Source organism: Desulfovibrio sp. (genome assembly GCF_035644575.1).
GTDB lineage: Bacteria > Desulfobacterota > Desulfovibrionia > Desulfovibrionales > Desulfovibrionaceae > Desulfovibrio.
The window spans coordinates 1-13,505 of record NZ_DASQOG010000045.1 but is presented as its reverse complement, the minus strand read 5'-3'; the positions used below and the strand labels follow the sequence as shown (position 1 = coordinate 13,505).

Below are 13,505 nucleotides of genomic sequence, written 5' to 3'. Positions count from 1 at the left end.
TCCGCGCTTTGCAGCACATTGGGCATGATGGGCTGCCCGCCGCCGCACACGCACCCGCCGGGGCAGGCCATAAATTCAATGAAATGATACGGCGATTTGCCCGCCCGCACTTCATCGCACACCTGGGCAAAGCGTTTTGCGCCATGCACAACCGCCAGATGCAGTTCAATGCCGTTGACGGTTACCGTATATTCCTTCAGGCCCTTGAGGCCACGCACCTGCTTGAAATCCCACGATTCCGGGCGCTTGCCGGTTACGGCCTGATAGGCATAGCGCAAGGCCGCTTCCATAACGCCGCCAGACACGCCGAAAATGGTCGCGCCGCCGGTGGATTCGCCCATGAGGCTGTCGCGCTGGCCATCGGGCAGCTTGTCAAAATCTATGCCCGCCTGACGGATCATGTAGGCCAGTTCGCGCGTGGTCAGGGTGGCGTCGATATCGCGCAGGTCATTCTGTGCATATTCCTGGCGCAGGCCTTCGTACTTTTTGGCTACGCAGGGCATGATGGAAACAGTATACAGACTCTTGGGGTCGTACTTGGCCTTTTCCGCGCCATAGGTTTTGGCAAGGCGGCCATTCATGGCCACAGGCGACTTACAGGATGAAAAATGCGGCAACAGGTCGGGATAGAAGGTTTCCGCATACTTTTGCCAGCCGGGACAGCAGGAAGTGAATTGCGGCAGATCGCGCTTTGCGCCGAGGCGCTCCACAAATTCCGAGGCTTCTTCCCAGATGGTGACATCAGCGGCAAATTCCGTATCCCAGCAGTTGGAAAAGCCAAGCTGCTTGAGGGCCGCCAGCATTTTGCCCGTGGTAACGCTGCCGGGTGCGAGGCCAAAGGCTTCGCCAAGAGCGTAACGCACAGAAGGCGCAGGCATGGCAATGCATTTGACGCTTTTGTCCTGCAACTTCTTTTGCAGCTCCGGCACCCAGGTCTGCACCTCATAGATGGCCATTTCCGGGCAGTGGGTCAGGCACTGGGCGCAGTTGATACATGGTTCTGGGTGGGCAATCTTGTGCGTCAGGCCGGTTTCGCCATAAATGGCGCCGCTGGGGCAGTATTCCTGACAGGAATCGCAGCCGATGCATTTTTCGGGATCAATCTGCACAAAAAACATCTTGTCGCCGTCCGCGCCCTGGGGGGGCACATTGAGCTCGTACGCGATGTGTTCCATTTCAATGCGCGGCATTACAGCCTCCTGGCGGGTAACAGGTTGATTTGTTCACAGCGGCGCATTTGCGTCCGCCCGGTGATTCTGCAAGTAAATTAGGGCCTAGGCCGATGCGTGAGACGCCCCCGAAGCTGCACAGGGCACAAGGCCTGAAACAACATCCTGCGCCTCTGGCTCCTGCCCGTGGGCAAGGGTATGGCTGCGCCCAGCCCCTTCAATGGCCTTGCGCGCGCCAAGCATGTCCACACGATTTTTATTGTCGTAAATGCAGTACTGACTGCCGTGAGCTTGCGGCGTAAACGAGGGCATGAGCACATTGCCGCCCGCCAGCAGGCCGTTGCGCTGCCCGCCCTGAGCGTCCACCGTTGCCAGGGCCGTAGTGGCGGGAATGTTGGCCCAGGGCATGACAATGCGCATGACGGCCATCACGCGCAGGGCAAGCTGCGCGCTGCCCGCAGGATACGCGCCAAGCGGCGTGTCGTGCTGCGGAATGAACGGCCCGGCCCCGCACATGGAAACCCCAAGCCTGCGGGCCAGAATAATGTCGTCTGCCAGCGAGTTCAGGCTCTGGCCGGGCAGGCCCACCATAAAACCGGAGCCGATCTCGTAGCCAAGCCGCTGCAAAATTCGCAGGCTGGCAATGCGCTCCGCCAGCACATGCCCAGGATGCAGGGCCTCGTAGAGCAATGGATCGGCGGTTTCGTGCTTGAGCAGAAAGCGCACTGCGCCGGCTTCTTTCCACAGTGCATATGCCGCGCGCGGATGCTCCCCCACGCTCAGGGTCACGGGCACGTTGAGCCCGCCGCGCAGGCAGTCAATCACATCGGCCAACCACATGGGGTCAATGGCGTATTCACCCGATTGCAGCACAATTGTGTCTGCACCAAGGGCAACGGCGCGCGTGGCGGCTGCCATGACCTCCGCCTTGGCAAGCGTGTACCGCCGCAGCTTGCCGTTCTCGCAGCGCAAACCGCAGTAGCGGCAGTTGCGCCTGCACGAGTTTGAAAATTCTATGAGGCCGCGAACATGCACGTGCGCGCCTTTTTCTTCTTCCAGCACACGGGCGGCACGTTCGCACACCGCCTCAAAGGGCTGTGCAAACAGGAGATCAAGTATTTCTTCGCGACGCATGCTTTACCATCCAATCCTGTGCCATAAACCGCCACTGCCAGCCAAACCAGCACGTGTGCAGCCCGATATGTCCAATGTTCTAAGAATATGTGTTACAAAATTTAAAAAAGTAACACTGAACAAGCAAAAAACACCCAAAAAAGATTCCACCCAGCCGTGTTCGCCCACGCAAGCGTTGCCGCTATAGTCATGACAGTACGGCATGTGCGCACAGTGTTTTGAGCAGATTGCTCCCTGGTAACACTTTTGTCAATTACGTAACAATATTTTATTTAGCAAAAAGGAACCTCCTTGCTCCGCCTATACTTTAACATTTGTTAATTACGATAGTTAGCTTGTTTTGCCCACAACCGGATTTCAGACGCACTCCCCGCTCAGGCCTGTGAAGCGGCGTCAAAAGCCGCCAGGGCAGCGGGAAAAGGCTCAAGAACCCTGCGCAGCACACCCTGCACATGCGAGATAGCCAGCCCATAGTTGGTCATGGGAATCCCCTGCTCATGGGCGCGCCCCAGGCGCGCAAGCATGCTCTGCCGATTGAAGGTGCAGGCTCCGCAGTGAATTATGAGCCTGTAGGGGCTGAGATCGTCGGGGAAATCCCGCCCAGCCAGATTATCCACGCGGATGTCTCCCCCGGCGTATTGTCTGAGCCAGCGCGGTATCTTGACCCGCCCAATGTCGTCCGCCGAAGGATGATGCCCGCAGGCCTCGGACACCAGCACGGCATCGCCGGGCTGCAACTGGTCTATGGCAGCAGCGCCCCTGGCAAAAGCCGCCAGATCGCCCTTGAACCGGGCCATGAGAATGGAAAATGTGGTCAGCGGGATATCTGGCGGCGTGTCGGCCACGGCCTTGAGCACAATCTGCGAATCGCAGACCACGAGAGCGGGCTTTTTGTTCAGCCGGGCCAGCGCAGGTGCCAGTTCCCGCTCTTTCACCACCATGCAGGAGGCATCGCTGTCGAGAATATCGCGTATGGCCTGCACCTGCGGCAGTATGAGCCGCCCCTTGGGCGCGCCAAGATCGATGGGAACCACCAGCACTGCCAGCTCGCCCGCTGGCAGCAGGTCGCCCAGCAGGCGCGGCTCCGCAAACCAGTGTTCCGGCGCAAGGGCCGCCAGTGCTTCACGCACCTGCCCCATGCCCTTGCCTGTCATGGCGGATACGCTCATCCAGCGGATGCCGTCCTTATCCAGCCCGCCAAGCTGCCCGGCAGAAGGGGCTGCCAGATCGCACTTGCCAAAGACCACGCCAAAAGGAATTTTGCGCTCACGCAACTGGCCCACAAAAAAATCTTCGTACTCGCCCCACTGCCTCGGCTCCACGGCCAGCAGGGCAACATCCGTGCGTTCAAGGGCCTTGAGAGTGCGCTCCTTGCGCAGCTCGCCCAGCGCGCCCACATCGTCAATGCCCGCAGTATCAATAAATACCACAGGCCCGAGGGGCGCCAGTTCCAGCGTTTTCTCCACAGGGTCAGTAGTTGTGCCGGGCGTGTCGGAAACAATGGAAACCTGCTGCCCCGCCAGTGCGTTGAGCAGGGACGACTTGCCAACATTGCGCCGACCATAGATGCCGATGTGCAGGCGCAGACTTTTGGGTGTTTCATTCATGCCAGAAGCTCCTGTTGCGTAAGTTACCCGCCTGTTGCCCTACCTGTGCCCAAGGGCGGTTGCGGCCTCTGCGCTGAGCAGGTTGTCTACATCCTCCGCTTTCAGCAGCTCCCTCTCCAGCACCACAGCGCGCACGCTCTGCCCTGTTTTTTGCGCCTGGGCGGCAATTTCACCCGCAAGCGCATAGCCAAGCACCGGCACAAGTGCTGTAACCGTGGCAAATGACCTGCCAAGATGACGGGCGCAGGCGGCTTCGTCAGCCTCAAGGCCCAGCACGCAATTTTCGGCCAGCATGGTATTGGCCTGCGCCAGCAGATGCATGCTGCCAAGCAGGCAATCCGCCAGCAGCGGCATGAATGCGTTGAGCTCCAGTTGCCCCAGAAATGCGGCCTGGGTCACGGCGCTGTCGTCGGCCATGACCCGCAGGGCGGCCTGTGATGCGGCCTCGCAGATTACGGGGTTGACCTTGCCCGGCATGATGCTTGACCCCGCCTGCCTTGCTGGCAGCTTAAGCTCGCCTATCCCCGCCGAAGGGCCGGATGAAAGCAAACGCAAATCACCGCAAATTTTGAATAAATTTACAGCATGGGCTTTAAGAATGCCGGAAACTTCAACCAGTGGATCAACATTCTGCGTGGCGTCCACCAGATTTTCTGCCCGCGAAAGGCCCAGCCCCGTGACCTCGCGCAGCTTTTCGATCACCAGAAAAATGTATTTGCGGGGGGCGGTTATGCCCGTGCCCACCGCCGTGCCGCCAAGGTTGACCACACGCAGCCGCTCCGCGCACTTGAACACGCGCCAGCGGTCGCGCGAGAGGCATTCCGCCCAGGCAGAACACTCCATGCCAAGGGTCACGGGCACGGCATCCTGCAACTGAGTGCGCCCCACCTTGAGAATATGGCGAAAGGCCAGTTCTTTTTCCTGAAAGGCAGATTGCAGGGCGGCAATGGCCTGCTCCAGATCCTTGAGCAGAAACAGGGCGGCAACCCGCACCGCCGTGGGGTACACATCGTTGGTGGATTGGTGCAAATTCACGTGCCGCAAGGGATCTATGCGGGCGTAAGAGCCAAGGCTGCCCCCAAGCAGTTCTTCGGCCCGGTTGGCGATAACCTCGTTCACATTCATGTTGGTGGAGGTTCCTGCCCCGCCTTGCAGAGCATCCACCACAAAGGAGTCAGCCATACCGCCATCGGCAACTTCACGGCAGGCATCGGCAATGGCCTGCGCCTCGGCTTGAGGCAGATAGCCAAGCTCCCCGTTGGCGCGGCAGCAGGCCAGCTTGACGAGCGCCATTGCCAGCACAAGCTCCGGCCTGACGGCCCGGCCCGAAAGTGGAAAATTAGCCAGCGCACGGGCCGTATGTACGCCCCAGTATGCCGACAGTGGAACATCCACAGCACCCAGTGCGTCCGATTCCCGCCTGCACTGCTGCGTATTTGGCTGCACGCCGGAGCTAACAGAGCCTGCCTTGCCGGAACTGCACATCAGTCACCCCTCCCTGCAACGGTGATTTCCCTTCGCAGCAGCTTCAAACCGAACTCCGCCCCGCTGGCTCTACTTGACCGCCCGCAGGGCAAACATGGGCACAGGATTGTAGGTTTCATCACGGTGGGCGTAGATGCGCGCGCTCAGGCCGCTGTCGCACCAGCAGTCTGAAAAACCGGAGCTGCGCAGGGTCTGCACGTCCCATACCGGGCGGGATTCGGAACTGAGCGGCAACTGTCGGCGAATGTTTTCGCATTCAAGCATCATGTCGTCATTAATGCTCGCATGGGCGTGAACGCCCGGCTGATGCGCCAAATCCAGAAAAGAAACCGAGCCGTAGTCAGCGTCAAAATTCAAAAGAACACCGCCAGGCCGCAGCACGCGGTTCCACTCCCGGTACGCGGCGGTGGCATCCTGGAGCGTCCAGGTGAGGTTGCGCGAAATCACCGCGTCAAAACTGGCGGATTCAAACTCAAGGCAACAGGCGTCCATGCGCTGAAAGGCCACGCTGCACCCGGCCTGCTGGGCAAGGGCCGCGCCTTCGTCCAGCATGGCCTGGCTCATGTCCACGCCGCAAACGCAATGCCCCTGCTCTGCCAGCAGAATGGCAAAAAATCCGGCCCCTGTGCCCACATCAAGGATGCGCAACGGCCTTGCCTCTGGCAGATGGGGCAGAATTTCCGCCAGCCACAGGGATTTTTTCTCGCAGGCAAGCTCATGCCGCCGTGTCTCCCCATAGCTTTCGGCCCGGCGCGACCAGTAGTTTTCGATGCGACCCGTAAGCGTGGAGCCGGGAACGGGCATGGCATCCGGGGTAGCGCAGGCTGTATCTGCGGCGTAGCGGTTCATAACTGCTCCTTTACTTTTAACGTCTTGATGCGGCTTATCCATTCCAGACTGAACGAAACAGAATTGCCGACCTCACCAGTTTTTGCGCGTAGGGGTGCGAAACGCCAGCCAGCCCCGTGCCTGCGGCTTGCTCCACAATGCGGCCCTGATGCATAAAAAGAATGTCATCGCACAGATAGGTCACGGCCTGAAGGTCGTGCGCTATGAAAAAATAGGTCATGTTGCCCTTGAGCTCGCGCAGCAGGTCAAGAATGCGGGTCTGCACCGAAACGTCCAGCGAGCTGATGGCCTCGTCAAAGACCACAAAGCGGGGATCCGTGGCGATGGCGCGGGCAATGCACACCCGCTGCAACTGGCCGCCGCTGACCTCGTGGGGCAAGCGGTCTGCAAGGTTTGCGGCAAGGCCCACGCGGTCCATGAGCGTGAGCACTGCTCTGTCCGAACCAGCGCCTCTGCCGCAGGCCAGCAGAGGCTCGCGGATGATGCTGCGGATGGTGTAGGCCGGATTGACCGAGGTGGTGTAATCCTGAAAAACCACGCTCATGCGGCCAGGATTGCGCCGCAGCCACTGGGGCACAGCCTGCCCTTCAAGCAGCACTGTGCCGTTGTTTGGGCGTTCCAGCCCCAGCACAATGCGGCTCAGCGTGCTTTTGCCGCTGCCGCTTTCGCCCACCAGCCCCACGGTCGCGCCCACGGGGATGTGAAAACTCACGTCATGCAGCACAGGCTTTGGCACGGGATTCCACAAACCGCCCTTGCCATAGCTTTTGCAGATATTTCTTACCTCAAGCATGGGCGCGCTCCAGCATGGCTTCAAAGCCCCGCGTCAGTGCAAGCCTCGTGCGGATGAGATACTGCGTATATTCGTGCTGCGGCGCGTTAAACACGGTTTCCGCAGGGCCGTATTCCACGCAGCAGTCATCCTTCATCACAAGCACGGCATCTGCCAGCCGCTGCACCACGCCCAGATCGTGCGAAACAAAGATCATGGCGGTATTGCACTGTGCCCGCAGTTCCAGAAACCGTTGCACGACCTCAAACTGCGTTTCCGCATCAAGAGCGGTGGTTGGCTCGTCTGCAATGATGAGCTGCGGCTCAAGGGCCAATGCCAGGGCAATCATGCAGCGCTGCAGCATGCCGCCCGAAAGCTCGTGCGGGTAGCTGCGCAAGACTTCCTGCGGCGCGTCAAGGCGCACACGCCCGAACATGGTTACGGCCAGATCATCTGCCTGCCCGGCGGTGTATGCTCCATGCGCAGCCAGGGTTTCCCTAAACTGCGCCCCCATGGTGTACAGAGGGTCAAAGGCTGTCATGGGCTGTTGCAGGACCATGGCAATCTTGCTGCCCCGAAGCTGGCGCAGCTGCTCCGCAGGGGCATGCACAAGATCAATCCCGTTAAAAATAGCCGTGCCCTCGCCCGCAAGCGTGGGCGGCAACAGGCCCATGATGCTGCGGCAGGTCAGGGTTTTACCGCTGCCGCTCTCGCCCACGATGCCAAGGCAGGCCCCGGCGGCAAGCGTAAAGTTCACGCCACGCACAAGCTCCTGCCCGTTTGCGCGCTGCACCACGCGCAGATCGCGCACATCAAGCACATGGGGCACAAGGGGCGCGGTACCGCAAGTCTGTACCTGCTTCTGGCAATCCGTAGTGAACGCGCTCACGGGTTCACCCCCTGCAAGGTGGTGTGGGCGGGGTCAATGGCATCGCGCAGGCTGTCGCCCAAAAAATTGAAGGACGCCACAACCAGCAGGATTGTCAGCCCTGCGGGCAGCATTTGCTGCGGATACATGGACATGACGTCCTTGGCGTCGCTGAGCATGGCGCCCCACTCCGCCGTGGGCGGCTGCACGCCGAGACCAAGAAAGGACAAAGCTGAAACCGACAGGATCACCGCCCCGGTATCGAGCGTTGCCAGCACAATGATTTCGCCCAGCGCACCGGGCAGCAAATGCCTGCGGAAGATGTGCCACATGCCGCAACCCGCCACGCGGGCAAAGCGCACATAGTTGACGTCCGTATACTGCATGACCACAGAGCGAACCATGCGCGAATACCAGGGCCACTTGGCAATCACGCTGGCAATGACCACATTGCCAAGCCCCGGCCCAAGCATGCCCACAATGGCCAGAATGAGTACCTCGCTGGGGAAGGACATCATCACATCGCAAAAGCGCATGATGGTTTCGTCAACCTTGCCGCGACAGAAACCAGCCACAATGCCCAATCCGCTGCCGATAACAAGGGTTATGCCCATTGTGAGCAACGAAAAGCCCAGGGTGGCGCGTCCGCCCCAGATGAGCCGGGACAATACGTCCCTGCCGAGCTGGTCTGTGCCAAGGGGATGCGCCAGCGACCATGCCGCAAATTTGTTTCTCACATCAATGGCCGTGGGGTCCCACGGAGCCGTCAGGGGCGCGCACAGGGCAAGCGCCGCCACGGCAAGCAGAAAGCACAGGCAGATCATGCCCACAGGGTCGTTGCGCAGCCGCCGCCATACCCTCATGCCTGTCCCCTGGCGCGCAGGCGCGGATCAATGACTGCGCACAAGATGTCCACTAGCAGGTTGCAGCCCACAAACATCACGGCCATCAGCAGCACATAGGCCTGAATAACGGGGAAATCGCGGTTAAAAATGGCGGTGACGCACAGCCAGCCGAGGCCGGGCCAGGCGAAAATGGTTTCTACCACAAAAGTTCCGGCCATGAGCTTTGGCAGCGACATACCGAGCCCGGTCAGGGTGGATTGCAGGGAATTGAGAAATATATGACGCCAGATCATGCCCCGCGTGAGGCCCCTTGCCCGCGCATAGAGCACGGAAGCCTTCTGCTTGTTCAGCACCATGCTATTACGCAGAAGCCGCGCATAGGTGGAAATATAGGACAAGGAGAGTGTCGCTGCGGGCAGAATGACCGAGCTTGCGCCCTGCATGCCGCTGGTGGGCAACCAGTTGAGCTTGACGGAAAAGAGCCACATGAGCAGCAGCCCGGCCCAGAAACCGGGCGTGGCCGTGCCAAGAAAAATGAAACTCCGCAACAGGTAATCCACGGTGCGCCCCTCGTACATGGCGCACGCAAAAGCCATAGCCACGCTGCACACCGCCATAAAGAGCGTTGCCGTCAGCGCCAGCCACACGGTGGGGGGCAAGGCCCGGGCCAGTTCCTGCGCAACGGGCTTGTTGTCCACATAGCGCCTGCCCAGATCACCCTGCGCAACGGCGCACATCCAGTCCGCATAGCGCGTCAGAAAAGGCTTGTTGAGGCCAAGCTGCTCACGCGTGAGCGCCAGCACTTCATCCGTGGGCACTATCTCATTGACGCGGACTGCCACCTCGGCCGGATCGCTGGGGCTGAGCTGGATGATGACAAATGAAACAAAGGAAATCCCCAGCAAAAGCGGGATTGTCAGCAAAAGGCGGCGTAGAATGTATGCTTTCATATATGTGGAGCATGGGGCACGGCCTCGCGCTGTGCAAAGCCGCGCCCCTGAACTGTGCCTGCTTTCTAGCGGGCGGGGGTGTTCTCGAAATACATTTTTTCAAAGGGTACTTCGTACTGCGACACGCCGAATCCAACGCCCTGCAATGCTTTGGAATGCACTGCCTTGGTGCGCGAGTATGAAATGGGAATATACACGCCCTCGTCATGCACGTAGGTCAGAATTTCCTTGTACATGGCCGTGCGGGTGGCTTCATTTGGCTCGATCATGAGCTGGGTGATGGTTTTATCCAGCCATTCCTTGCGTTCCATGCCCACCTGCGCCTGATAATCGCCGTGCGCGGGGATGCGCCAGGATGAAAGGTAGGACTGCGGGTCGTAAGGGGTTCCCCACGAAAGCGAGTATTGCAGTTCAAAATCGCCAGTGCGCTGACGGTCAAGAAAAGCCTGCTTTTCCTCGCCGATGATCTTCATTTCAATGCCGACCTTTTTCAGGTCGCTCTGCACATATTCGGCAAGGGTGCGCTCCTGCGCGTTCTGCGAATTGTAATACAGGCGCACTATGGCCTTTTGCCCGTCCTTGGCGCGCAGACCATCGGGGCCGAGCTTCCAGCCAGCGGCCTCAAGCATGGCTTCGGCTTTGGCCGGATCATAGACGCGCACGGGCAGGCCAAGGTCGCAATAGGGTACAGTGGACGAAATAAGCGTGTCGGCCACGCTTTCCGTGCCGTTCAGCACGCCGTCCACAATGGCCTGCTTGTTAACCGCGTATTGCAGGGCCATGCGCACCGCCCGGTCCTTGGTCACAGGCTGGTGCGCGTTGAGCAGGATGGCGCGTGAGGCGATGGGCTTGCTGATAAGGGTGGCGTACTTGCCTTCTTTTTGCAGCGCGTTAAAGGCATCCATGTTGAGCATGTCGCCGTCTGCGCCAAAAACCAGATCAATTTCACCTTTTTGCAGGGCAAGCATAATGGTCTGATGGTCAGGCATGACGCGCCAGCGCACGGCCTGCAGCTTGGGCTGCGCGCCCCAGTAGTTCTTGTTGGCCGTAAACAGCGCGTACTGCTTGTCCTTATGTTCGGTCAGCACCCAGGGGCCAGTGCCCACATAGCCGGAAACGCCGTCCTTGGTCTGACCGTTGATAAAGCAGTTGGGCGAAATCATGCGGAAAGGCCGCACAAGACCCAGCTCCACAAGAGTGGGGTAATACGGATGCTTGAGCACAAGCCTGTAGGTATGCGTATCCACAACTTCGTTGCGCTCGATTTCGTTAACCATATCAAGCCATGCGTGGCGCGGCTTGTTGGCAACAATGGCGTCCATGTTCAGCTTGACGGCGGCAGCGTCAAAAGGTGCGCCGTCTGTGAAGGCCACGCCCTTGCGCAGATGAAATGTGTACACGCGGCCATCGGGTGAAATTTCCCAGCTTTCGGCAAGGCAGGGCTTCACACCCTCGGGGGTATTCACTACCAGCGGTTCAAACACCATATTCTGGGCGGCCATTTCCCCGGAGTAGAGATGGGGATTGATGATGCGGATGTCCTTGGTGCTGGCGTAGACCATTTCAGTACGCTGCACCTGGGCAGTGGATTTTTCATCATTCTGGCAGGCGGATATGTTCAGGCAGCAGATCAGGGCCGCCAGTACAAAACCGATTTTTCGCATATCGCGCTCCATGCGGCGAGGCAGATTTAGGGGTTGACAGTGGTAGCACTTTTTCTGCAAAGATAACATCGCCGTTGCAAGCAAATCCAGTAGCACGAACTTATAAAACGTGTCCATATGAAATCTTACGTCACTATCGGGGGAACGATGCGGAAAAAAGTCTTATCGCTTCTAGCTGCCGCAGCCTTGCTGCCGGGCCTTGCCGCCACTGCGCAGGCTGTGGACTTCAAGACCAAGGGCGTCTGGATCATGAATTTTGAATATGGCGGCGGCGGCAATTTTATGGAACGGGGGCGCTCCGTCAACGGCACTCAGGCCAATCGCACCACAGGTTGGGGCCGTTATAATGAAGACCAGTTCGAGTCCAAGTCGCGTGTGCGCCTTCAGCTTGACGCCGTGGCATCAGAAGCGCTTTCCGGCACCGTATACTTTGAAATTGGCCGCCAGTACTGGGGGCAGTCCGGCAACAAGTCCGGCGCGGCCCTGGGGGCGGACGGCAACAACGTCATCAAGATCAAGCACAGTTACCTTGACTGGACCATGCCGCAAACCGATGTAAAGATTCGCATGGGCATTCAGCGCATCTATTTGCCAGACTACGTGACCGAAGCATCGCAGGCCTTTGACGCCGACACCGCAGGCATAACGGTTTCCGTGCCCGTGAACGAACACCTCTCGCTCACAGGATTCTGGGCGCGCGCCTACAATGACAACTGGGCCGGCAATGACAATTCTCCACAGAACTATCTGGACAACTTTGATCTTTTCGGCCTTACCGCTCCCCTGCGTTTTGAAGGCGTCAACATCACGCCCTGGGGCCTTGTGGGCGCGTTCGGCAGCAATACCTTTCGCAAGAACAATGATTTTTACGGCAAAAACAACGATGGCGCGGGCGCGCTGGGCGTAGCCCCTGCCACCTATGCCCTCAGCAACGGCAAGGTCGGGCGTCAGATCGCCAATGCCTACTCCACCATTTTCTGGACAGGCCTGACGGGCGAAGCCGTGGCCTGGAACCCCTTCCGGCTGGCGTGGAGCTTTAACTACGGGCAGTCGGACACAGGCGTTGAAACCCTGAACCGCAAGGGCTGGTACGGCTCCCTGTTGGCAGAATACAGCATGGATTGGGGTGTGCCCGGTATCTACGGCTGGTATACAAGCGGCGACGACGGCAACGTGAAAAACGGCTCCGAGCGCATGCCCACCATTGAAGCCAACAACGAAAGCACCAACGGGCTGGACAGCTTCGGCACGCTTGGCACCCTTACCCTTGGGCGCGATACCCTGCTTGGCTCCACCTTTGTGGGAACCTGGGGCGTGGGCGCACGCGTAAAGGACGTGAGCTTTCTGGACAAGCTTAAACACACCTTCCACGCCAATCTGCTTGGCGGCACCAACAGCCCCACCATGGCCAAGTATATCAAGGGACAGAAGGATGTGGACGGGCAGACCCTCTTCCGCCCCGATGTGACCCCCGGCAGCATGGGCGATTTCAACACGGCCAACTACTACGGCCTGTACCTGACCTCGCGGGACTACGCTGCGGAATTTGGCGTCACCTCCACCTACCAGATGTACGACAACTTCAAAATTCTGGTGGAAGCCAACTACATTGCCCTGTGGCTTGACCAGTCCAAGGATGTCTGGGGCGGCTACAGCACCACAAGCGGCGCTCGTATGGGCGGCGTCACCACCCAGGACGCCTGGAACGTCAACATGAGCTTTATCTACAAATTCTAAAGGCTCCGCGCCAAGCATATACCCCTGAGTCCGGCAGGGAGGCTGATCCAGCAGCTTCCCTGCCAGGTACAATCCCCCCTCTCTTGCCAGCATACCACGCGGGCATTCTTGCAGATATTCATGGTATCACAAGCTTGACTGTACCTTAGACAAGCTATAGCTTGTGTTACAATTTTTTAAAAAATAACATAAATCAACAAGATGGGCGTCATCCTTGCGCCCTTTTGCTGTATACGTGCGCCCACTCTGTAACACTTTTTTGTATTACATAGCACACTAAAAGATTGTGCAGCAATCCCCTGCGAAAAGCCCACGCGCACCCCGCGCGACAGGTATAAGAAGGAGGAAGACGTGTAATGAACAAGGTTTCAGCAATTGTGGCGGCTGCCGTGCTTGCAGGCCACTGTCTTTGCGTTCAGCCGGGC

11 protein-coding genes are annotated in these 13,505 nt (G+C 59.0%); 1 reads left to right on the top strand and 10 read right to left on the bottom strand.

What is annotated here, in order from left to right; all coding sequences use genetic code 11:
• From VEZ52_RS01850 to nikA, 10 genes are all read right to left on the bottom strand, one after another.
• Positions 1-1,190 (bottom strand): [FeFe] hydrogenase, group A (locus VEZ52_RS01850; RefSeq protein ID WP_324835287.1); only part of this gene is annotated, 1,190 nt, incomplete at its 3' end.
• A gap of 84 nt (positions 1,191-1,274) precedes the next feature.
• Positions 1,275-2,303, bottom strand: a complete 1,029-nt coding sequence (gene hydE / locus VEZ52_RS01845) for a [FeFe] hydrogenase H-cluster radical SAM maturase HydE (protein WP_324835286.1) — start codon at positions 2,301-2,303, stop codon at positions 1,275-1,277.
• A gap of 374 nt (positions 2,304-2,677) precedes the next feature.
• Entirely contained in the window at positions 2,678-3,910 is a 1,233-nt protein-coding gene (gene hydF, locus VEZ52_RS01840) for a [FeFe] hydrogenase H-cluster maturation GTPase HydF (protein ID WP_324835285.1), read from the bottom strand.
• Between the two features lie 39 nt (positions 3,911-3,949).
• On the bottom strand, positions 3,950-5,395 hold the full coding sequence (locus tag VEZ52_RS01835) for an aspartate ammonia-lyase (RefSeq protein ID WP_324835284.1): 1,446 nt from the start codon (positions 5,393-5,395) through the stop codon (positions 3,950-3,952).
• Between the two features lie 69 nt (positions 5,396-5,464).
• A complete protein-coding gene (locus VEZ52_RS01830) occupies positions 5,465-6,244 on the bottom strand; it encodes a class I SAM-dependent methyltransferase (protein WP_324835283.1) in 780 nt (259 codons plus the stop codon).
• Positions 6,245-6,278: 34 nt separating this feature from the next.
• Entirely contained in the window at positions 6,279-7,037 is a 759-nt protein-coding gene (locus VEZ52_RS01825) for an ABC transporter ATP-binding protein (protein WP_324835282.1), read from the bottom strand.
• Positions 7,030-7,905, bottom strand: coding sequence for an ABC transporter ATP-binding protein (locus VEZ52_RS01820; protein ID WP_324835281.1), 876 nt, complete (start codon positions 7,903-7,905; stop codon positions 7,030-7,032). Before VEZ52_RS01820 ends, VEZ52_RS01825 begins: the two co-directional genes overlap by 8 nt.
• Positions 7,902-8,747 carry a nickel/cobalt ABC transporter permease gene (gene opp1C / locus VEZ52_RS01815; RefSeq protein ID WP_324835280.1) on the bottom strand — a complete coding sequence of 282 codons (846 nt, stop codon included), beginning with the start codon at positions 8,745-8,747 and terminating at the stop codon, positions 7,902-7,904. The genes VEZ52_RS01820 and opp1C overlap by 4 nt, the downstream gene beginning before the upstream one ends.
• Positions 8,744-9,679, bottom strand: coding sequence for a nickel/cobalt ABC transporter permease (opp1B, locus tag VEZ52_RS01810; RefSeq protein WP_324835279.1), 936 nt, complete (start codon positions 9,677-9,679; stop codon positions 8,744-8,746). The genes opp1C and opp1B overlap by 4 nt, the downstream gene beginning before the upstream one ends.
• Positions 9,680-9,744: 65 nt before the next feature.
• Positions 9,745-11,343 carry a nickel ABC transporter substrate-binding protein gene (gene nikA, locus VEZ52_RS01805; protein ID WP_324835278.1) on the bottom strand — a complete coding sequence of 533 codons (1,599 nt, stop codon included), beginning with the start codon at positions 11,341-11,343 and terminating at the stop codon, positions 9,745-9,747.
• 147 nt (positions 11,344-11,490) lie between these two features.
• On the opposite strand from nikA, the gene VEZ52_RS01800 reads away from it, so the two are divergent.
• Positions 11,491-13,080 carry an outer membrane homotrimeric porin gene (locus VEZ52_RS01800; protein ID WP_324835277.1) on the top strand — a complete coding sequence of 530 codons (1,590 nt, stop codon included), beginning with the start codon at positions 11,491-11,493 and terminating at the stop codon, positions 13,078-13,080.
• Positions 13,081-13,505 lie beyond the last annotated feature (425 nt).